The sequence below is a fragment of the Streptomyces sp. NPDC002054 genome (assembly GCF_040296685.1).
GTDB lineage: Bacteria > Actinomycetota > Actinomycetes > Streptomycetales > Streptomycetaceae > Streptomyces.
On sequence record NZ_JBEOXT010000034.1, the window covers coordinates 70,527 to 90,842 of the forward strand.

Here is a 20,316-nt window from a genome sequence, read left to right on the forward strand (position 1 = left end):
AACCTCAATGTCCTGGGCTACTACTCGTTCCACTGCTTCCGGCCGGGCGGGGCGCTGCCGCCCCTGCGCGACCCGGCCGCAGCCCACCCCGACGACGAGGGCGCCGGAGACTGACCACACGGGCCGGGATGGCGGTGTCACCAGCCGCAAACGGGCAGAGGGGGTGCCCCAGGGCGCACCGCCGACGCCTCCGTCAACCGGTCCGCCGCAACCCGGCTCGGCCGGCCAGGCCGTGCGGTGCCCGGTCAGGCCCAGAACGCGTCGGTGACGGTGATCTGGGGGTCAGCGTGGCGGCGGGTGAAGGTGAAGATGAGCCAGCCGCGGCCACCGGCGAGGTCGGCGATGTGCGGGCCGCCCGGACTGGTCGAGGCCAGGGGGCGGACGGTGATCCAGTGCGGCAGGGACGCATCGGCGTCGATGCCCCGGTAGTAGGGATCCGGGGTGGTGATCAGCTCGGCGCGGGCTGACAGGATCAGCTGCTTGCCGTCCTCGGGCATGCTCTCGAATTCCTGGAGCGCCTCTGCCGTCCAGTCCATCTTCCAGGGCGGGAGTGGGAGCTCATCGGTCACCGGCCGGGCTCCACCACAGCCGCCTGGCGGCGCAGCCGGCTGTACTCGGCCAGGAGCCGGGCGGACTCCTCGGGGTCCTCGGACTTCGCGGCGCGCGCTTCGAGGTCGCGCAGGTGGGCTTCCAGACCTGGGTCGCGGGCGATGGCGTACTGGGTCCACCACAGGCGCATGAAGGCCGGTACCGGGGTGAGGTTGAAGGCGTCGCCGATCGCGCGGCGCCAGTGGGCCTCGAAGTCCGGCAGCAGATGCGGGGCGTGCTCCTGGATGGCCAGGCGCAGGGCCTGCGGGGTGCGTTCGGGCATCGGCGGCACCTGGCGGGGCTTCTCGCCGCCGGGGCCGTCGAAGTGGATGGGCTGCGCTGTCATGACGAAGGGACTCCTGGTCTGCCTGCGGTCCGGCTCGTTCAGGCGGCGTTCTGGTCGGCGCCGGGGGCCGACGGGCGCTGTGCCATGTACTGCTCGAACCACTCGGCCGGCACGAGGTAGGCCAGGGTCTTGCCCTTGCGGGTGATCGCGGCAGGCTCCCCCGCGATCCGGGTGCGGTCGAGGATCTCGCCCATCTGCTTGCGGAGGTCGATCGTCGTGTACGTCTTCGGCTCCATCCCCCCAACCTACCCCAACTATCATAGTTGCGATAGTTCCGCCCTCCCTCATGCACCGGTCTGCCGCGCACGACCAGCACTCCAACGTCCTCAAAGGGTCCCGGCCGAACGCCGCGTGCGCCTGAGGAGGCGGAGTGACGAGGAGGCGCCAGTGCGCGTGATTGTCGAGTTCGACCTGCCCTTCCCCCTCGTCCTCAGCCCCGATCTCGATGGAGCTCGGCGCCGCAACCTTCAGTGGGTGCAGCGGCTGGGCCTGGTCGGCGAGGGCGGATCCCTGGAGTGGTACACGTCCTGGGACATGCCGCGGTTGGCGGCCTACGGCTTCCCCCACGCGACCGGGCCGGTCCTGGACCTGTGCGCGGACACGATGGGGTTCTTCTTCGTGTTCGACGACCAGTTCGACGGTCCACTCGGACAGAACCCCGCCCGGGCTGCGGCCGTGTGCCAGCAGCTCATCGACATCGTCCACGGGGCCACCCCCGCGGCCGGGGCGGACGCCTGCTCGGTCGCGTTCGCCGACCTGTGGGCCCGCAGCACAGAGGGCGCCCACCCCGGCTGGGTCGCCCGGACGGCGCACGAGTGGGAGTACTACTTCGCCACCCAGGCCCACGAAGCCATAGGCCGTCTTCGCGGCACCCCGGGCGACATGGAGAGCTACCTTCAGGTCCGCCGGGGCACCGCCGGTACTGCCCTGACCATCTCCCTGGCCGAACGCGCCGCCGGCATCCACATACCCGCTGCCGCGTTCCACAGCCCCCAGTTGCGCCTCATGCGGGAGATCGCCGTCGACATCCCCATGATGTGCAACGACGTTTACTCCCTGGAGAAGGAGGAAGCCCGCGGCGACGTCGACAATCTCGTCCTCGTCATCGAACACAGCCGCAGCTGCACCCGCGAGGAAGCCATCGCGCACGCTCGCCGGGAAGTCCACCAGCGAGTCGAACAGTTCCAGGAACACGCCTCGCAGGTGCCCGGCCTGTGCGCGCAGCTCGGGCTGGGCGGGCGGGAAGTCGCCGCCGTGCGGACCTATGTCGAGGTGATGGGTACGTGGATGAGCGGCTACCACGCCTGGCAGACCCAGACCCACCGCTACACCACGGCACCACACATCCTGCCCAACACCGGGCCCGGCTACTTCGAACAGGTCCTGCGGGCCTGGCCGGGCAGACCCGCGTGAACCCTGCCGACGAGATCGAAAACGTCCCGCACCGCCCCGGCAGGGGCGGTGGTGGAGCGGGAACGGGCCGCGGCCGGTGAGAGCAGTGGCCGCCTGATCGGCTACCAGCAGAGACACCCGCCACCGGCGGCCGGCACCGGCCACCGAACGCCGCAACCCACCCCCGGATCTTGCCGGTCTTCAACTTCGCGGTGGATGCCACGGCGCCCCCAGCGACAGGGCCTGCCGGCGAACCGACGGGCCCCGCCTGTGGGGAGCAGCGCCTGGGGCGCGCGGGTCAGCGGCGGTACATGATGTACAGCTTGTTGTCGTGGGAGACCGCCGCTGCCTCGTCCATGAGTTGACCGCTCCTTGGCGGACATGGTGCGGGGCCTCCCAGCCCACCCCGTTCTCACTGCGGACGGACCCGCCCCGGACGCGGAGGGGCGGGCGCACGCGGTGACCGCGAACCCCGTCTCCCGCATCGCCTCAAGGAACCAGGCGTCAGCGGGCTGCCCGGTCGCGTGTGCGTACGGGTCCACCACCCGGACATTGGGCCGCGCCGCTGCCCCGCAGCCGCCGCCGAGCTGATGGACCCTGTCCAATGCCGCTGTCGAAATCCGAGTGTTCGAACACCCGACTGAAGAAACCAGTCGACCAGTACGTTAACCGGGTGATGACGACAAAGACCGTGCTGGTCACGGGTGGGGCGGGGTTCGTCGGAGCGCACGTGGTGGAGCGGCTGGCCCGCGCCGGCGTGCGGACACGGGCGCTGGTGCACCGCGGCGAGGTGCCGGGGGCGGAGACCGTACGGGGCGATCTGGCGCGGCCGGATTCGCTGCGCGGGCTGTGCGAGGGCGTCGGCACCGTCCTGCACCTGGCCGCGCGGATCGGCGGCTCGGAGCAGGAGTGCCGGGCCGTCAACGAGGCGGGCACACGCGCGCTGCTCGCCGAGGCGCAGCGGTCCGGGGTACGGCGGATCGTGCAGCTGGGCACCGCCGCGGTGTACCGGGACGGGGCGCACCGGGGCGCGGCGGAGGGGGAGCTCGCGGAGGACCCGGAATCGGTGACCAGCGTGACCCGGCTGGCCGGCGAACGGCTGGTGCTCGAAGCCGGCGGGACGGTGCTGCGCCCGCACCTCGTCTACGGCCGGGGTGACCGCTGGGTGGTGCCCTCGCTGGTGCGGCTGCTGGCCCGGCTGCCGTCCTGGGTGGACGGCGGCCGGGCCCGGATGTCCCTGATCTCGGTGGACGCGCTGGCGGACGCGCTCGCCGAGCTCGCCGTACGGGATGAACGGGATGAACGGGCTGAACGGACGGGCGGGCCGGGGCGGGTGCTGCACGCGGCCCACCCCGAGCCGGTGACCGGTCGGGAGCTGGTGGAGACGGTCGCGCGGGAACTCGGCCTGCCGCTGCCCGCCGGGGAGACGGACCTCGCCGGGGCGATGGCCCTGATGGGGGAGGGGCCGGAGGCTGTGGGGCTGCGCCGCCTGGTGTCGCTGCTGTCGGTCGACCACTGGTACGACAGCGGGCGGTTGTGGGGGCAGCTGTCGGCGTCGCCGGGGCCGCCGTTCGCCGAGGCCTTCGGCGCGTACGCGGCCTGGTACCGGGGGGACCGGCGGGACGCTCACTAGGCCGGCCTAGTGGTGGGTGGGTTCCGTGGAGCCCGTCACCGTCGAGGTGAACACGGTCCGCCCGTGCTGCCGGCCGGTGACCCCGACCCGGCCGGGCGCCAGCACCCGGGCCTCGACCCAGCAGGGGGCGTCCAGTTCGGCGTACTGGTGGAACTCCGTGGAGACCGCCGCGGGGGTGAAGCCGCCGGGCGGGTGGAGCCCGCAGGCGGCCTGCCGGGCGGCCTCGACCAGGACCATGCCCGGGTGGTGGTCGTCGGCCTGGTCGAACAGGATCGGGTGCCGGAGGTCCGGGCTGAGCAGCCAGCGGCCCGGCCGGTCGGCCCGGTCCGCCGGGGCGAGGACCACGTCGAAGGGCAGCAGCCGGCCCACCGAGCTCGCCGTGATCGGCGTACGGCGCTGCGGCGGCCGGCCGGGACCTGCTGCATCCCGGCGCCGCCCGCCGGGGCCCTGCGACTCCCGGCCGCCCGGACCGCCGCGCCCGCCGCGGAGCAGCCGGTAGGTGGCGGGCGCGACCCAGGTGAGGCGGGCGGTGCCGGCGGCGACCGGCTCGCCGGACCGGTGGATACGGACCTCCAGCGAGCCGGAGAACCGGTCGCCCGTCCAGCGCGGGTCCGGGCAGACGGCGGTCATGCTGAGCTCGCTCGGGCTGCGCCCGATCCTCAGCTGATCCGGCCTGGAGCGGAAGTCGAGGCGGTGGAAGACCACGTGGTGGCCGAGCGGGACCCCGTACACGGCGTGGCAGAGGTAGAGGCCGACCTGCCGGATGGTCTCGCCGACCTGGACCGCGTCGTGGCTGCTGCCGTCGGCGCTGGTGAAGAAGGTGTGGGCGCGGGGCCACTGTCCCTTGAGGGAGAAGACGTTGTCCTCGATCCGCTCGTAGCCCGTCAGGAACACCTCCGCGAGTGATCTCCGGTGGACGAACTCCCGCGGCACCGTGGTGGTCAATCCGGCTAATCCGTTCCCGCGGAATTCATTGTTCCGTATTGTTTTTGTGGTCATGGAACTCTCCCTCTGGGCCGTGTCTGCAGACGGGCGGACGGGATGGGTTGCACATGCGACATCGCAAGATACGTACTCGCCGGTTTTATTCGCAAGGGTTGCGCCACGGGGCGTGTCGCTCCAGGGGGAGTCCACGGGAAATCCACGGGGATTCGGGCGGGGCAAGGTATTTCCGGCGGGAAATTTCGTTCATGTGATCGGAAATCGGTAACCTTTTTCGCAATGGGCTCGAAAAAGGCTCGAGGATTTGGTGACATTGCCCAGGAGACCGCTACCGTGCCTGCGTCGAAGGCCGAAAACGAGGGGAATTTCGACGACCTACGGAGGAGACCGTGAAGATTCAGGTTCTGGGTCCGTTGAGCGCCGAGGTGAACGGTGGCTCGATTGTTCCCACGGCGCGGAAGCCCCGACAGGTGTTGACGCTGCTGGCGTTGTATCCCGGGCGGGTGATGCCGGTTCCGACGCTGATGGAGGAGATCTGGGGGACCGAGCTGCCACAGAGCGCGCTGACCACCCTGCAGACGTACATCCTGCAGCTCCGCAGACGGCTGGGCACCGCGATGGGCCCGGGGGCACCCGGGGCGGCCAAGGAAGTACTTGCCACCCGGCACGGCGGATACCTGTTGCAGATACCGCCGCAGAGCGTGGATGTGCACGCCTACGAAACCCTGGTCTCCCAGGGCCAGTCGGCATTCGAGGCGGGGGACGACGAGCGGGCCGCCGGCCTGCTGCGTAATGCCCTCGGCTTATGGCAGGGACCCGCGCTGGTCGACGTACGCGTGGGACCCATTCTGGAGATCGAGGTCATGCGGCTGGAGGAGAGCCGTCTGGTCACCGTGGAACGGCGCATTGACGTCGATCTGAGGCTCGGCCGGCACACCGAACTCCTGGCCGAACTCACCGAGCTGATCGCCCGCCACCCACAGCACGAGGGGCTGCACTCACAGGCCATGGTCGCCCTCTACCGCTCCGGCCGGCAGGCCACCGCGCTGGACGTCTACCGGCGGCTGCGCGCCCGTCTCATCGAAGAACTCGGAGTCGAACCCTCGCCCCAGCTCCAGCGCCTGCACCAGGCGATGCTCGCCGTCGATCCCGCTCTCGACATCACTGCCGGACCCAAGCGCGGATCCACCTTCGACCTCTACGCCGCCTAGGAATCCGTGGCCGCAGGCACGACCACAGCAGCCGCCGGCGCAGGGGCCGGGGCTTTGCTAGGCGGTCCGGTTCAGGGCCCGGCCGACCGCGTCCAGGGCCAGGTCCCAGGGGAACGGGCCGGGGTCGTCGGTGCCGGCCGGCCCGGGGGCGTGGCCGGTGTCGCCGTGCAGCACCTCGATGCCCCCCGCGCGCAGCGTGGCCAGGCTCTGCTCGAACTGCGGATGCCGGGCCAGCGCCTCGTTGGTGCAGGGCATCGCCACGGTCGGCGTGCCCTTCCCGAGGGCCTCGGCGGCCACGCCCACCACGAAGCGGTCGGTGAGGCCGAGCGCCCAGGAGTTGACCGAGTGGAACGTGGCCGGGGCGAAGAGCAGTGCGTCGGCCGCCGGCCAGACGTCCGGGTCACCCGGGAACTTGTACTGCCAGCGCACCGGGTGACCGGTCAGCGCGGCCAGTCCGTCGAGACCGCCGGCCAGCCAGTGGGCCGCCGTCGGGGTCAGCCCGAGACAGACGTCCCAGCCGCGTGCCTGGGCGTCCTCGATCACCCGGGCCACGTCGAAGACGGGCGGGGCGGCGGAGCAGAGCAGATACAGGGTATTGGTCATATCAGTATGTGATCTTATGAGGCGGCGGTCGCTGTAGACGCTCGCGTATGCGCCTGAGTGTTGGCGCTATGTTCCGTCTCACGGAACTGGCCTTGACTGAAGCCATGACAAACACCGAGAACAACACCACCCTCGTGATCGGCGGCACCGGCAAGACCGGCCGCCGCGTCGCCGAGAAGCTCGCCGCCCAGGGTCGCCCGGTGCGGATCGGATCCCGTCGCGGCGCGCCGGCCTTCGACTGGGACGAGCCCGCCACCTGGGCCCCCGCCCTGGAGGACGTGGACCGGGTGTACGTGACCTACTACCCCGACCTGGCCTTCCCCGGGGCCGTCGACCGGATCGGCGCGTTCTCGGAGCTGGCCGTCGCATCGGGCGCGCGCCGCCTGGTGCTGCTGTCCGGGCGCGGTGAGGAGGCGGCGGAGGCCGCCGAGGCCCGTCTGAAGGCCTCGGGCGCCGACTGGACCATCGTGCGGGCCTCGTGGTTCAACCAGAACTTCGACGAGGCCTTCTTCCTGGAGCCGGTCCTGGCGGGCGAGATCGCGCTGCCCACCGCGGACGCGGTCGAGGCCTTCGTCGACGCGGAGGACATCGCCGACGTCGTGGTCGCCGCCCTCACCGACGACCGGCACACCGGCAAGGTCTACGAGCTCTCCGGCCCGCGCCTGCTCAGCTTCGCCGACGTCGCCGCCGAACTCTCGAAGGCCACCGGCCGCGAGATCGCGTACGTCCCCGTCACCAACGAGCAGTACCGGGCCGTGCTCAGGGAGAACGGCCTCCCGGAGGAGTTCGCGGACCTGTTCACGTTGATCCTGGACGGGCGCAACGCCCACCTGGTCCACGGCGTCGAGGAGGTCCTCGGACGCAAGCCGAGGGACTTCGCCGACTACGCCCGCGAGGCCGCCGCCACCGGCGTCTGGAGCGTGGCCTGAAACGGACCTCGGGGGGTGGGCAGCAGGCCCGAGCGGGATCGCCTTGTCAGAACCGTCCGTCATGCTGCGGACATGGACGAGAACGCCTTCTGGGAACTGCTCGAGGACTGCCGCCCCGCCGGGCCCGACCCGGACGCCGATCTCCTCGCGGAGGCCCTCTCCGTGAGCCTGTCCACAGGCCCGCTGCACCGGGTGGTCGGCTTTGCGGAGAAGCTGTCCTGGCTGCTCTACCGGCTCGACCGCCGGGAGTACGGGCGCGGCCTGTCGGGGGACCAGTTCCTCTACACCCGCTGCGCGGTGGTGGCCGCCGGCCGGGCGGTGTACGAGTCCGTACTGGACGATCCGACCGAGTTCGTTCCGTACGCCCAGGGCCTGGTCTGGGCGGAGGGCCTGCTGTACGTCCCGGACCAGGCGTACGAACACCTCACCGGCGAGCAGTGGCCCCGGGCCACCCGCTATTCGTACGAGTCCTTCTCCAACCGCGAGGGCTGGGCGGGCGCCTGGCTCGGCGGCGGGGGAGTCTGAGAGGCTGAGAGTCTGACGCAGGCTCAGAGCCCGGATTCCGCTGCCGCGTCGAGGGCGGTGGTGAGGCGGTCCAGGCGGGATTGGAGGTCGCGCATCTCGGCGAGGTCGAAGCCGGTGGCGGCTGCGATGCGCCGGGGGACCTCCACGGCCCGGGTCCGCAGGGCCGTGCCCGCCTCGGTGAGGTGGGCGTGTACCGAGCGCTCGTCCTCGGTGCTGCGTTCGCGCCGGATCAGACCTGCCGCCTCCAGCCGCTTGAGCAGCGGGGAGAGGGTGCCCGAGTCGAGGCGGAGGTGGTGTCCGAGCTGCTTGACCGGCATCTCGCCGTGTTCCCAGAGAACCAGCATCACCAGGTACTGGGGGTAGGTGAGGCCGAGGTCCTTGAGGACGATGCGGTAGACGCCACCGAAGGCGCGGGCCGCCGCGTGCAGGGAGAAGCAGATCTGGCCGTCGAGGCGCAGGAACTCCTGGTCGGGGAGGGTGGCGGTCGGCAGCTGCTCGGTCATGGGGACAGTCTAGCGCGGGATCGGTGTGGGCGATTGAGTTGCGCGCAATTCAATTGCGTGCCATGGTTGTGACCGAGGCGGCCCGGAGTGCCGGGGCGCCGGACCGATCGCTCCGATCTCCGCTTTCCCCGAGAGGACCCCTCCGATGGACGCGCTGTACACCGCTGTCGCCACCGCCAACGGCCGCGAGGGCCGCGCCGTCAGCTCCGACGGTCAGATCGACCTCGCTCTGGCGATGCCCCCGGCCCTCGGCGGCAACGGCCAGGGCACCAACCCCGAGCAGCTCTTCGCAGCCGGCTACGCGGCCTGCTTCGCCAGCGCGCTCGGGCTGGTCGGCCGGCAGGCCAAGGTCGACACGGGCGACGTGTCGGTGACCGCCGAGACCTCCATCGGCAAGGAGGTCGACGGCGGCTTCGGTCTCGCCGTCACGCTGCGCATCGAGCTTCCCGAGGCGCTGGCGGGCGAGACGGGCGAGCTGCTGGTGAAGAAGGCGCACGAGGTCTGCCCGTACTCCCGTGCCACGCGGGGCAACATCCCGGTCGAGCTCGTCGTCGAGTAACGGGCCCGGCCCGTCCCGGACATGTGACGAGCGCCTGTCCCTGCGGTCATCGCAGGGACAGGCGCTCGCGTGCGTCATCGGTGTTGCCGGTGGGGGTCACCGCATCGATCCCGGCTTGGGGAGCGGGCGGGGGCGGGCGACCTGGGGGCGGTAGGTCTGGTGGTTCCTGCCGGTGGGCTTGACTCGCAAACTGGCTCCTTTGAAGTACTTCATGTGAAGTGATGTGAAGGTAGTACTCCACCCGGAGTGGTGTCAAGCCCCTTCGACGCTTCCGACGCCTCCGGCGCTTACGAGGACTTCTGCGGCAGGATCTTCAGCAGCTCGGCGAGATCCAGCGCCATGACGGCGATCTCGATGCTTTCCATCTCCCCGTCGCACCGCACGATCCGCGAACCGGGGTTGATCGTCATCCCCTCCCGTACGGACGGCGCCCTGACCTCGGTGTACACGAGCCCGGGCAGCGGTACGACGCCCCCGCGCGCCGGCTCCCACCGCAGATCGCCCGCGTCCCCACACACCTGCCCGGCCCGCCACCGGCCGGTCCCGGCGGGCTGCCGCACCATGCACGGAATCCCGCCCACGGGCCCGGCGGCCAGGCGCTCCAGATGCTTGCGGCGCAGCAGCCAGCCGATTCCGCCTGCGGCGGTTGCGAGGATTGCGAGAAATGCGAACTCTTTCACGCGGCCATTGAAACAGGGCGGGTGCGCTGGGGCGGGGCGGGGCTGGGCTCCTGGCCCGGGCCCGCTCCTTCGCCCCCCTCACGGGACCGGGGCGAGGCGGGGTCTCCCACCCGCCCCCGCGGGCTGCGGTCGGGCGGCGTCCGGACGCCAGGGCGAGCGGCGGGGCCTCCGGCGTGGGCCCGCTGGCCGGTTGAGCGCACCCGCTGCTGGGCTGGCTGGGGCGAAGCCCCGCTCTTCCTGCGTCGCGGGGTCGAGGGTTGGGGGTTTTCTCCTGGGCGGGATCAGGTGGTGTCCGGGGGCTGCCCGTCAGTCCTCACTGTCCTTCCGTGCCCGTCCGCCCTGTCAAGGGCGCTCCTTCGTCGCGTCGCTTCGCGATGTCGCTTCGCTCCACCCTTGACAGGACGGCCGGTCCCGGAAAGACAAGGACTGTCGGGCGGCCCCCGGGGGAGGGACGGCATGGGGGACGTGTCCCAGATGCGGCCACGCGAGGGCAGCCGGGCAGCGGCTCCCGCCCGACCGGCCGCCCTGTCGGGCGGAGAGCTCCGTTTCCCCGAAGCCCCAGCTCAATTGGCGAGGCCAGACCCTGGGGCGCAACCGATCGCTACGCGCTCCGGCCGGTTTAGCGTCTCCGTACCGGCCGTGGCCGGACATAAGCCGCCACCGACCGTCATCCGCTCCGGCCGTCTCGGCGGCCCAAGACCATCCGTGGCCGGACATAGGCCGCCCACGACCACTACACCCTCCGGCTGTTCGGCGTCCGAGGACCGCCTGTGGTCGAACATAGGCCGCCACCGACCGTTATCCGCTCCGGCCGTCTCGGCGGCCCAAGACCGTCCGCGGCCGGACACAAGCCGCCACTGACCGATAGCCGTTCCGGCCGTCTCAGCGACCGCAGACCGTCCGTGGTCGGACATAGGCCGCCAACGACCACTACCCACTCCTGTGGTCGAGCGGCAGGCGGACCGGCCTTACTCGACGAAGTACGAGTCGTGCTTGATGAAGAACTCCGTGCGCTCTTCGTCAGTCGCGTCGGCGAGTTGCGACAGCCCTTCGAAGTACTCTTCGCGCGGTGCCCCCGGCGCGAACAGCATCAGCATCTCCGCCGGGGCGTCCGAGTCGTTGCGGAAGGCGTGCAATCCGCCCTGTGGCACAAACAGGAAGTCGCCCTTCTTCGCATCGATCCAGTCTGCGCCGTTGAACAGTCGCACCGTTCCGTCGAGGATGAAGAACGACTCCGAGATGGTCTTGTGGAAGTGCGTCTTCGGACCTCCGGCCCCGGCGCTCATCTCCACGCGGTAGAGACCGAACTCGCCGTTCGTAGACGCTTTCGTCGCGAGATAGTGCGTTGCGTCGCCCTTCGGCGACGACAGCTCAGGCGGCGTGTCCACGGGCCTGAACACCGCGCTGACCTCACCCTTTTCCCCGAAATAGCGGGCGTCCGGATACGACATCTGTGCCCCCTCGTGTGCATCTCTACTTGCTCAACCGTCACAACCTCCCGCCCCAGTGCATTTCTTCCTGCGGGCCGGGCCTATGTCCAACCACGGACGGTCTGCGGTCGCTGAGACGGCCGGAGCGGATAACGGTCGTTGGCGGCTTATGTCCGGCCACAGGCGGTCTGGAGACGCTGAGACGGGAGAAGCGCGTAGCGATCGGTGGCGTCACATGGTCTGGCCTCACTGAATAGGGCCGGGCTTCGAGGAAATGGAGCTCTCCGCCCGACAGGGCGGCCGGTCGGGCGGGAGCCGCTGTCCCGCCCCTTGGGCGTGGCCGCATCTGGGACACGTTCCCCATGCCGGCCCTCCCCCCCCCGGGGGCTTCCCGACAGTCCTTGTCTTTCCGGGACCGGCCGCCCTGTCAAGGGTGGAGCGAAGCGACATCGCGAAGCGACGCGACGAAGGAGCGCCCTTGACAGGGCGGCCGGGCACGGAAGGACAGTGAGGACTGACGGGCAGCCCCCGGGCACATCCCTGATTCCGTCCGGGAGAAAACCCCCACCCCCCGACCCCGCCCCACCGCCTCGATCCCGCCCCTGTGTAGGTTGGCGCTTCTTTTGGTTGTTTCTTGTTTCTTGTTTCGGTGGGGGAGTGCAGTGATGCGTGGCCTGATGCGGGCAGCTGTTGGTGTCGTCGGTTCTGTTGTCGTCATGGGTGCACTGACGGCCTGTGGGGAATCCGACGGGAAGGCGAAGGGGGCCGCCTCCGTCTCCGCCGCCGCTTCCACCGCACCCTCCGCCTCCGCCTCCGCCGCCCCCAAGGCCGCCGCAGCCGTCGGCGGCGACGGGACCGCATGCAAGCTGCCCGTGGCCTTTGACCTTGCGGCGGACTGGAAGCCGAAGGCCGTCACGCACCAGGACGACGAGCAGTTCGCCGCCCTGTTCAAGCAGGGCGGTCTGACCCTGCAGTGTGAGATCGATGCCAAGCCCGCCGGGAACATCGGATTCCTGCGCGTCTGGACGGCCGACAAGGCCGCCGGGAACGCCCGCCAGGTGCTGGAGGCGTTCGTGGGCGAGGAGAAGGCCACCGGCACGCCGGTGTACACCGACGTGTCGGCCGGCAAGCTCCAGGGCGTCGAGGCCGCGTACGTCACGAGCCCCCTCGACGAGCCCAAGAAGGAGCACGCCTTCGCCGTCGTCACCCCCGGCGGTGCCGCCGTCGTCGTGCAGCTGGGCGGCCTGGACTCCGCGGAGCACGACGCGATGCTGCCCGCCTACCGGCTCGCCCAGCAGACCCTCAAGGCAGCCGGCTGAGAGGCAGCCCGCGCTCAGCGGGGCTGCTTGCGGCGGGGCTCGTGGCGGTACGTTTCGCCCGCATCCGTGTCGTGGACGAGGCGGAGGCCGTTCTTTCCGTGCACCGCCCGGATGCTGCAGGGCTGGAAGCCCTCGCCCGACGGGCGGAACGCGATGTTCGCCCCGTCCGCCCCGCCCGCGCCCTCGCCGAGCTCCCAGCGGCCGGTGCCCGAGACCCGGCGTTCCGGGCTGAGGCCGCTGCCCGCGGTGTCGCAGGCCGGGGCCAGGCCGATGTTCATGGCGGTGAACTCGCCGTTCGGTCCGAAGACGAGTTCCCCGCCGGCCTCGCTGGCCCACCGGCCGCGCAGGTCCGAGTCCTCGAAGCCGATGCCCGACAGCTTGTACACGCCGAATGCGGCCGGCAGCACCAATGCCGCCGCCGTCCAGCTCAGAATCCTGCCCCGCCGTTCCACTTTCCCCCCGGTTCGTACCCCCGTAGCACAGACATCCTCCCACCGACCTCGAAGAGTCGAAGAACCTGATCGCCAATCAGCCTCCCGACGCCGAATACTTCACTCACGCCGAAAGGACCCGGCAGGAACCCAACAGGCACCACAGGAAAGGAGTCCCACATGCCGACAGCTCTGGCTGCCGCTGCCACTCCGTCGACCACTCCCAGCGTGCGCGAGCTCCTGGCGCAGGGCCGGAAGTCGTTCTCCTTCGAGTTCTTCCCTCCCCGGACGGAGGCCGGTGAGCGCACGCTCTGGAAGGCCATCCGCCGGATCGAGCCGCTCGCGCCCTCGTTCGTCTCCGTCACGTACGGCGCCGGTGGCTCCTCCCGGGCCCGGACGGTCGAGGTCACCCAGCGCATAGCCACCGAGACCACCCTCCGGCCGGTGGGCCACCTCACCGCCGTCGGGCACTCGGTCGCCGAACTGCGCCACATCATCGGGCAGTACGCCGACGCCGGCATCCGCGACGTGCTGGCGCTGCGCGGGGACCCGCCGGGCGACCCCAAGGGGGAGTGGAAGGCCCATCCCGAAGGGTTCCGGTACGCCCACGAGCTGGTCTCGCTCATCCGGACCCTCGGCGACTTCACCGTCGGGGTGGCCGCCTTCCCCGAACGGCATCCCCGGTCGGCCTCCTGGACCGAGGACATCCGGCACTTCGCCGCCAAGTGCCGGGCCGGCGCCGACTATGCGGTCACCCAGATGTTCTTCCAGGTGGAGGACTACCTCCGGTTCCGTGACCGGCTCGCCTCGGTCGGCTGTCTGACCCCCGTCATCCCGGCGATCATGCCGGCCACCGACGTCCGCCAGATCGGCCGGTTCGCCGAGCTCAGCAACGCGCGCTTCCCCGGCGCCCTCGCCGCCCGCCTGGAGGCCGCGAAGGACAACGCGGCCGAAGGCCACCGCATCGGGGTCGAGCACGCGACATCGATGGCGGACCGGCTGCTCGCCGAGGGCGCTCCCGGGCTGCACTACATCACCCTCAACAAGTCCACCGCCACGTTGGAGATCCACCAGAACCTCGTCACGCCGGGCTGACGGGGTCCGAGGCAGGCACCCGGGTCCGCGCCTCCGCCCGCGCGTACGCGTATGCGGATGAGCGGCGCGACCATGGCCCCGCCCCGCGCTCCGGGGTTGACTGGGCGCATGGACACGCTCACCGGTCTCCTCGAGGGGCCGAAGGCCCGCGGTGCCTTCCTCCTGAAGTCCGTCTTCAATCCGCCGTGGTCGCTCAGGGTCGAGGACCGGGCCCCGCTGTCCCTCGTGACGATGGTGCACGGCGACGCGTGGCTGGTCCCCGATCACGGCGAGCCCGTACGGATCCGGCCCGGCGACGTGGCCGTCGTACGCGGCCCCGATCCGTACACCGTCGCCGACGCCCCGGACACGCCGGTGCAGATCACGGTGGGCCCGGAGCAGCGGTGCAGCACCGGGGCGGGGGAGGACGTCACCGACACCATGGCGCTGGGCGTCCGCAGCTGGGGCGAGGAGTTCCAGGGCGCCCGGTCGGCCGTCATGCTCAGCGGCACCTACCAGGCGCCCAGCGAGATCGGGCGCCGGCTGCTCGGCGCGCTGCCGGCGCTGCTGGTGCGGCCCGCGGCCGGCGCCGACAACACCCTGGTCCGGCTGCTCACCGAGGAGATCGGCAAGGACGAGCCGGGCCAGGAGATCGTCCTGGACCGGCTGCTGGACCTGCTGCTGATCGGGGTGCTGCGCGGCTGGCTGGCCGCGCCCGAGTGCGGGGCGCCGGCCTGGTACCGCGCGCAGAGCGACCCGGTGGTCGGCCCGGCGCTGCGCATGCTGCACGAGAACCCGGCGTACGGCTGGAGCGTCGAGGAACTCGCCCGCAAGGCAGGGGTGTCGCGGGCCTCGCTGGCTCGCCGGTTCGGCGAGGTCGTGGGCGAGCCCCCGATGGCGTACCTCACCGGCTGGCGGCTCGCCCTCGCCGCCGACCTGCTGCGCGAACCGGATGCCACGGTGGCCACCGTGGCCCGCCGCGTCGGCTACAGCAGCGCCTTCGCGCTGTCGGCGGCCTTCAAGCGGGTCCGGGGCGTGAGTCCGCAGGAATTCCGTACGGGCACGGCCCCCGCGGCTCCCGCCCCCGTCCCGGCCGGCCATCCCGACCGGGCCCCGCGCACGGTGGTCCTGCCGGCCGGGCCGGGAGCCGGCGGAGTCGGATAGGGGATGTCCGTATCACCTCTTGGGCCAGCCGATGTCGTCGTCGGGCATCGTCGACTCCCGGGCATTGGATACGAAAAGAGCAGGCGCTGGAGAGTGTGGCTCGACCGGCTGGAGAACCGCTCAAGACCCGCCGGACAAGCGCATGAGGATGGCGGCCCGGTGTGGCAAAGGTTTGCCCGGCCGTTGCCGGGCGCCCTACGCTCGAAAGCCGGTTCCCGACAGATTTGTTGCCCGGGCATTGCCGCCCGCATTGCCGTCTTTCGTGCCGCACGACCTCAGGGATGCTCATGCTGCGACAGCCCGCGTTCGGACACCGCCTGAGAAAGTTACGGATCGCCCGCGGCCTTTCCCAGACCGCGCTCGCCGGCGACGGAATGTCCACCGGCTACCTCTCCCGCCTGGAATCCGGCGCCCGCCAGCCCACCGACCGGGCCGTCGGCTACCTCGCCGCCCGGCTCGGCCTGCAGCCGGCCGACTTCGAGGAGCCGGCCACCGGTTCGCTCGCCCACGCCCTCACCCTCGCCGCGTCCACCGGCTCCCCCGACGCCGTCGAGGCGCTCCGCCGCGCCCTGGCCGCCGAGGGCCACGAGAGCGCAGTCCTGCGCTGGCAGGCACTGTGGCTGCTCGCCCAGGCCGACCGGGTCCAGGGCGACCACCCCGCCGAGCGGGAGCGGCTCACCCTCCTCGTCGAACTGGGCGACGAGGTCGGGGTCAGCGAGCTGCGGGTGCGCGGGCTGACCCGGCTGGCCCGGTGCCTGCGCTCGCTCGGCGAGATCACCCCCGCCCTGGACGCCGCCGTCGAAGCCCACCGGCTCGCCCTGCGGGAGGAGCTGGGCGTGGAGGACCGGGCCGCCGCGCTGCTCGCGCTGGTGTCCGTACAGGCCGAGGCGGGACGGATCGTGGACGCCCGGCAGCACGCCGACGAACTGACCGACCTCGTCGCCGGCCGCACCGACGCGCTCTGGGCGGAGGCCATGTGGACCTCCGCCGCCGTCCGCATGCGCCAGGGCGACTTCCACGGCGCCCAGGCCTGCCTCGACGCCGCCCTCGAACGGTTCGGCAGCCAGGAGGACCTGGTGCTGTGGCTCCGGCTCCGGCTCGCCGCCGCCCGGCTGCACCTGCAGAAGCTGCCGGCCGACCCGGAGCAGGCCCGGCGCCGCGCCACCGAGGCCGAAGCCGCCCTCGCCTTCGTCGGCACCCCGGCCCTGCGCCAGGACCTGACCGCCCTCAAGGCCGACCTGGCCTTCGCCACCGACCGCTACGACGAGGCCCGCACCCTGCTCGGCGAACTCGCCGCCGACCAGCCCCGGATGACCTACCGCGACCAGGTGCGCCTGGAGATCCTCCGCCTCCAGCTGCTGATCCTGGGCGGCGACCCCTCCGGCATCCAAGGCCTGCGCACCCTGGCCCAGCAGGCCCAGGACGACGCGAACATCGACCTCGCCGCCGAGATCTGGCGGGTGCTCGCGGACGCCCTCACCCGCACCGGAGCAGCTCCCGCCGTCGGTTGAGCACGGCTCGAGTGCGCGCGGGCAGCCTGGAGCGTACCCGCAGACGTGCACCCGACCGAGCGACGTGCACCCGCGCCACCGGCAAGAGGGGGAGGGGTCGCACATGTCGTCGCAGCGCGTGCACGCGAGCGAGCGGACGGCATCGGTGTCCGCCCCCGCCGGGGTCGTGTACGGACTGCTCGCCGACGCCGTGCGCTGGCCGCTGCTGCTCCCCGGCCATCTGCACGTGGAGCGGATGGACTTCGACGGAGTACGGGAGCGGCTGCGCGTCTGGGACCTGCCGGGCGGCGAGCGGATCCGCTCCGGCCACGTCCGCCGGATCCTGGACCCGCGGACCCGGACGGTCGCCTTCACCCAGGAGGACACGGCCCGCCCAGGCGCCCCCACCACCGGATCCTGGACGGTGGAGGAGGACGGCGCGACCGGGTCACGGCTGACGCTGCGCCGGGAACACACCCTGGAGGGCCTGCCGGCCGGCCGCAGCGCGCGGAGCGGGGCGGACCTGGACCGGGAGACCGCCGAGCTGCTCGGCCGGGTCAAGGAGACCGCCGAGCTCTGGGAGCGGCTGGACGAACTGCTGCTCTCCTTCGAGGACAGCGTCCGGGTGCCCGGACCCGCCGAGCTGGTCTACGACTTCCTCCACCGCATCGCGGACTGGCCGGAGCTGGTCCCGCACGTGGAGTGGGCCGAGGTGACCGAGGACCTGCCCGGCGTCCAGCTCGCCGTACTGGACGGCAGCGCCGGCCCGGACGGCCGCAGCCGGACTTCGCGCACGGCCCGGCTGTGCTTTCCGGCGGCCGAACGGATCGTCTTCAAGGAGCTCCGGACGCCGGAACCGATCGCGGCGCACAGCGGCGAATGGTTCCTCGTCCGGGAGAACGACGGGGTGCGGGTGGTCTGCGCCCAGCAGGTGATGCTCCGCGAGGCGGGCGTCGAGGCGGTGCTGGGCGCGGGCACCGAGCTCGCCGAGGCCCGCCGGCAGGTGCGGATGTGGCTGGGGCGCGCCGGTACCGAGGTGCTGCGACTGGCCAAGTGGCATGCGCAGAGCGCTGTGCGCCGTCTGCGATGAGGACGAGAAGGAGGCCGTGGTGGCCCTGACCCGGACCGGTCCGCTCGAAGACCGACACCGTTCCACAGCGGCCCCGGCGGCCGTCCCGGTGGCTCCTCCCGCCCTGCCGAGGCGGCGCCCCGATGCCGGGCAGTGGCCGCGGCTGACTGTCCTGGCGGACCCGGCATCCGGACCGGATGCGGCTCCGGCCGCGGCCGACGGCCCGCCGCGAGCGCCGAGGACGGAGACGGCGCTGCGCGCGGTGCACCTGGAGGCGCTGCTCGCCGATCCGCGGGACGCGGCGAACCCGTACGGCTTCCAGGCGCTCGCCGCCGGACCCCGGGACGGTACCGATCTGGTGGACGCCGAGCTCCGGGCGGCCGTGCGCGCCGAACTCCTCCCCGCCGCGGCGGGCGGCAACTTCACCACCCCCGAGCGGCTGGTACGGGTGCTGCGCCCGCTGCTCCGCCGGGACCTGGCGCTCGGGCACGGCCATGCCGTACGCGAACTGCCGGGCACCGCGGCGGCCGGTTCCAAGGTCACCGCCCTGCTCGGCCCCGCCGCCCTGACGGCCGCCGCGGGCACCGTACTCCGCGGCACGGTACGGCTCGTCGCCGACCGGAGCCCGGCCGGCCGGAGCCCCGCCGACCCCGGCATCCGCCGGTGGCGGGCCCCGCTCGCCGCCGTCTTCGCCGACCTGCTCGCCTGCGACAGCCTGGTGACGGTCGGCCTGCGCGCCACCGAGCTGCCCCGCGGCAGCGGAGCCGCGATCCGCGCAGCGGCCGGCTACGCCGTGCCCCTCGTGGTGGCCGACGCACTCGACGAACTCGGGCTGGTCCTGGACGAGTGCGGGCACCCCGGGGCCGCCGCGGAGCGCCGGGTGCTGGCCAAGCTCCGCGCCGACCTGCCGGTCGCCGGAGCGGGGCGCGCGGACCTGGCGGCCCGCCAGGCGGACCTGGTACGGGAACTGCCCGCGCTCGCCGCCGCCTTCGCACAGCACCGGGGCCCGGCGGGCCCGCCGGCCGCGACCGGCTGCGCGCTGTTCCGGCTGGGCGAGGACCTGCCCCACCGGAGCCCGTACCCGGAGGCGGGCGGCGACCAGACCCTGATGTTCGCCCTCACCGCCGCCCACGACCGGTTCACCCGGATCGCCGCCGCCGCCGACATCGGCGCCGGCGAGCCGGTCACCCCCGCACTCACCCGGATTGCCGGCCGGCTGCTCAGCGAACAGCGGGCGCTGGTACGGAAGTCCCGGGCCAGCGGGGCCGCAGACCCCGCTGGCCCCGCCGTACGGGCGCTCGCCGACCGGCAGGCCCTGGTGCTGCTGGCCGCCGCCGTCCTGGGCGTCCAGGGCTCCACGGCCTCCGCCGAAGAGCTTCCGGAACCGGCCTACGATCCGGCTGTCCGGTTCCTCGGCGCACCCCACTGGGCCCTGCTCGCCGCCGGCCGGATCACCGAACGGCTCGGCATCGCACCCGACGGCCCCGGCGGCCCCGCCGCGGTCGAGGCCCGCGAGCGGCTGTGGACCGAACTCGACTCCCGGGACCGGTGGGGCGCCGACTGCGACGTCCACGCCACCGGGGTGCTGTGGTGAGCGCGCACCCGGCCGCCGCACCGGCCCCGGCCACCATGCCCGCCCCGCCCCTGCACCTCCACGGCCCCGACGGCCCCTGGGACGAGGCGGCCGAACGCCTCGACGACACCGGCCGGGTGGTGGTCTGGACGACCTGGGGGCAGTGGCTCACCGCCGCCCTGCTCGACCCGGGGCTGCGCCCCCTGCTCGGACACGACTGGCCGCGCTACCGGCAGACCCCGGCCGCGGCCGGCCGACTGCGGTTCGCCGTCTCCCGCTTCGTGCTGAAGCACACCGCCGCCGTCGCCCTCGATGTGCCCGCGGGCGCCCTCGACCTGGGCTACCAGCCCGGCGGCAGGCCGGTCCTGCGCGGCCTGGGCAGCGATGTGGAGCTGAGCCTGACCCACACCGACGACCTGGTCCTGGTCGGGGTCAGCCGGACCGGCCCGATCGGTGTGGACGCCGAGCCCGCCGACCGCGCGATCTCCTTCGATCTGCTGCACGAGCACGTGTGCACCCCGGCGGAGGCGGCCTTCCTGGCCGCCCTGCCCGAACCCGAACGCACCGCCAAGATGCTCCGCCTGTGGACCCTCAAGGAGGCCTACACCAAGGCCCTCGGACACGGGCTGCGGCGCCGCTTCTCCGCCTTCGGATTCGCCTGCGACGGCACCGGCCGGAACGTGCTCGCCCCCGGACCGGACGCCGACGCCGAGCTCATGGCCGAGGAGGACTGGCACTTCGCCAGCCACGTGGTGGAGGACCGCTTCCTGGTGAGCGAGGCCCACCGCCGCATCCGCTGACCGGCCGGAGCCGGTCGGCGGAGTCGGCGGAGTCGGCGGCGGGGCGGCAGGTGCG

Annotated in this window: 22 protein-coding genes; 13 read left to right on the top strand and 9 right to left on the bottom strand. The window is 72.3% G+C overall.

What is annotated here, in order from left to right:
- Positions 1-245: 245 nt before the first annotated feature.
- Genes ABT123_RS28080 through ABT123_RS28090 form a run of 3 tightly spaced genes read right to left on the bottom strand, consistent with a single transcriptional unit; the run spans position 246 to position 1,170 of the window.
- Positions 246-569, bottom strand: a complete 324-nt coding sequence (locus ABT123_RS28080; RefSeq protein WP_351319648.1) for a hypothetical protein — start codon at positions 567-569, stop codon at positions 246-248.
- Positions 566-934, bottom strand: a complete 369-nt coding sequence (locus ABT123_RS28085; protein ID WP_351319650.1) for a DUF6247 family protein — start codon at positions 932-934, stop codon at positions 566-568. Before ABT123_RS28085 ends, ABT123_RS28080 begins: the two co-directional genes overlap by 4 nt.
- A 38-nt stretch (positions 935-972) precedes the next feature.
- Complete coding sequence (locus ABT123_RS28090; protein WP_266794129.1) at positions 973-1,170, bottom strand: type II toxin-antitoxin system prevent-host-death family antitoxin; 198 nt, start codon at positions 1,168-1,170, stop codon at positions 973-975.
- Between the two features lie 151 nt (positions 1,171-1,321).
- On the opposite strand from ABT123_RS28090, the gene ABT123_RS28095 reads away from it, so the two are divergent.
- A complete protein-coding gene (locus tag ABT123_RS28095; protein WP_351319652.1) occupies positions 1,322-2,347 on the top strand; it encodes a terpene synthase family protein in 1,026 nt (341 codons plus the stop codon).
- Between the two features lie 655 nt (positions 2,348-3,002).
- Positions 3,003-3,959 (top strand): NAD-dependent epimerase/dehydratase family protein, encoded by a 957-nt coding sequence (locus ABT123_RS28100; protein WP_351319654.1) that lies wholly within the window; start codon positions 3,003-3,005, stop codon positions 3,957-3,959.
- Between the two features lie 6 nt (positions 3,960-3,965).
- Here the strand turns inward: ABT123_RS28100 and ABT123_RS28105 are convergent, their stop codons facing one another.
- The gene (locus tag ABT123_RS28105) at positions 3,966-4,904 is read right to left on the bottom strand and encodes a ScbA/BarX family gamma-butyrolactone biosynthesis protein (RefSeq protein ID WP_351319656.1); all 939 of its coding nucleotides are present in this window, start codon (positions 4,902-4,904) and stop codon (positions 3,966-3,968) included.
- Positions 4,905-5,290: 386 nt separating this feature from the next.
- On the opposite strand from ABT123_RS28105, the gene ABT123_RS28110 reads away from it, so the two are divergent.
- On the top strand, positions 5,291-6,112 hold the full coding sequence (locus tag ABT123_RS28110; RefSeq protein ID WP_351319658.1) for an AfsR/SARP family transcriptional regulator: 822 nt from the start codon (positions 5,291-5,293) through the stop codon (positions 6,110-6,112).
- Positions 6,113-6,169: 57 nt separating this feature from the next.
- Here ABT123_RS28110 and ABT123_RS28115 read toward each other — a convergent pair whose 3' ends face one another.
- Entirely contained in the window at positions 6,170-6,715 is a 546-nt protein-coding gene (locus ABT123_RS28115) for a flavoprotein (RefSeq protein ID WP_351319660.1), read from the bottom strand.
- A gap of 104 nt (positions 6,716-6,819) precedes the next feature.
- On the opposite strand from ABT123_RS28115, the gene ABT123_RS28120 reads away from it, so the two are divergent.
- Both ABT123_RS28120 and ABT123_RS28125 read left to right on the top strand, forming a co-directional pair.
- The gene (locus ABT123_RS28120; RefSeq protein WP_351319662.1) at positions 6,820-7,644 is read left to right on the top strand and encodes an NmrA family NAD(P)-binding protein; all 825 of its coding nucleotides are present in this window, start codon (positions 6,820-6,822) and stop codon (positions 7,642-7,644) included.
- Between the two features lie 72 nt (positions 7,645-7,716).
- On the top strand, positions 7,717-8,169 hold the full coding sequence (locus ABT123_RS28125) for a DUF4240 domain-containing protein (protein ID WP_351319664.1): 453 nt from the start codon (positions 7,717-7,719) through the stop codon (positions 8,167-8,169).
- A gap of 23 nt (positions 8,170-8,192) precedes the next feature.
- Here ABT123_RS28125 and ABT123_RS28130 read toward each other — a convergent pair whose 3' ends face one another.
- Positions 8,193-8,672, bottom strand: a complete 480-nt coding sequence (locus ABT123_RS28130; protein ID WP_351319666.1) for a MarR family winged helix-turn-helix transcriptional regulator — start codon at positions 8,670-8,672, stop codon at positions 8,193-8,195.
- Positions 8,673-8,817: 145 nt separating this feature from the next.
- Between ABT123_RS28130 and ABT123_RS28135 the strand changes: the two genes are divergently transcribed.
- Positions 8,818-9,231 (top strand): organic hydroperoxide resistance protein, encoded by a 414-nt coding sequence (locus tag ABT123_RS28135; protein WP_351319668.1) that lies wholly within the window; start codon positions 8,818-8,820, stop codon positions 9,229-9,231.
- A 287-nt stretch (positions 9,232-9,518) separates the two neighbouring features.
- Here the strand turns inward: ABT123_RS28135 and ABT123_RS28140 are convergent, their stop codons facing one another.
- Positions 9,519-9,911: a hypothetical protein gene (locus tag ABT123_RS28140; RefSeq protein ID WP_351319670.1), complete on the bottom strand. Its 393-nt coding sequence runs from the start codon at positions 9,909-9,911 to the stop codon at positions 9,519-9,521.
- A 968-nt stretch (positions 9,912-10,879) separates the two neighbouring features.
- Positions 10,880-11,362 (bottom strand): cupin domain-containing protein, encoded by a 483-nt coding sequence (locus ABT123_RS28145; RefSeq protein ID WP_351319672.1) that lies wholly within the window; start codon positions 11,360-11,362, stop codon positions 10,880-10,882.
- Positions 11,363-12,057: 695 nt separating this feature from the next.
- Between ABT123_RS28145 and ABT123_RS28150 the strand changes: the two genes are divergently transcribed.
- Positions 12,058-12,660: a lipoprotein gene (locus tag ABT123_RS28150; protein ID WP_351319674.1), complete on the top strand. Its 603-nt coding sequence runs from the start codon at positions 12,058-12,060 to the stop codon at positions 12,658-12,660.
- A gap of 14 nt (positions 12,661-12,674) precedes the next feature.
- On the opposite strand, the gene ABT123_RS28155 is transcribed toward ABT123_RS28150, so the two are convergent.
- Positions 12,675-13,067, bottom strand: coding sequence for a hypothetical protein (locus ABT123_RS28155; protein ID WP_351319676.1), 393 nt, complete (start codon positions 13,065-13,067; stop codon positions 12,675-12,677).
- Between the two features lie 204 nt (positions 13,068-13,271).
- Between ABT123_RS28155 and metF the strand changes: the two genes are divergently transcribed.
- From metF to ABT123_RS28185, 6 genes are all read left to right on the top strand, one after another.
- Entirely contained in the window at positions 13,272-14,186 is a 915-nt protein-coding gene (metF, locus tag ABT123_RS28160) for a methylenetetrahydrofolate reductase [NAD(P)H] (protein WP_351319678.1), read from the top strand.
- A gap of 108 nt (positions 14,187-14,294) precedes the next feature.
- Positions 14,295-15,329 carry an AraC family transcriptional regulator gene (locus ABT123_RS28165; protein WP_351319680.1) on the top strand — a complete coding sequence of 345 codons (1,035 nt, stop codon included), beginning with the start codon at positions 14,295-14,297 and terminating at the stop codon, positions 15,327-15,329.
- 287 nt (positions 15,330-15,616) lie between these two features.
- Complete coding sequence (locus ABT123_RS28170; RefSeq protein ID WP_351319682.1) at positions 15,617-16,840, top strand: helix-turn-helix domain-containing protein; 1,224 nt, start codon at positions 15,617-15,619, stop codon at positions 16,838-16,840.
- A 103-nt stretch (positions 16,841-16,943) separates the two neighbouring features.
- Positions 16,944-17,909, top strand: a complete 966-nt coding sequence (locus ABT123_RS28175; protein ID WP_351319684.1) for an aromatase/cyclase — start codon at positions 16,944-16,946, stop codon at positions 17,907-17,909.
- On the top strand, positions 17,878-19,482 hold the full coding sequence (locus ABT123_RS28180) for a hypothetical protein (RefSeq protein WP_351319686.1): 1,605 nt from the start codon (positions 17,878-17,880) through the stop codon (positions 19,480-19,482). The genes ABT123_RS28175 and ABT123_RS28180 overlap by 32 nt, the downstream gene beginning before the upstream one ends.
- Complete coding sequence (locus tag ABT123_RS28185) at positions 19,479-20,261, top strand: 4'-phosphopantetheinyl transferase family protein (RefSeq protein ID WP_351319688.1); 783 nt, start codon at positions 19,479-19,481, stop codon at positions 20,259-20,261. The genes ABT123_RS28180 and ABT123_RS28185 overlap by 4 nt, the downstream gene beginning before the upstream one ends.
- Positions 20,262-20,316: the final 55 nt, after the last annotated feature.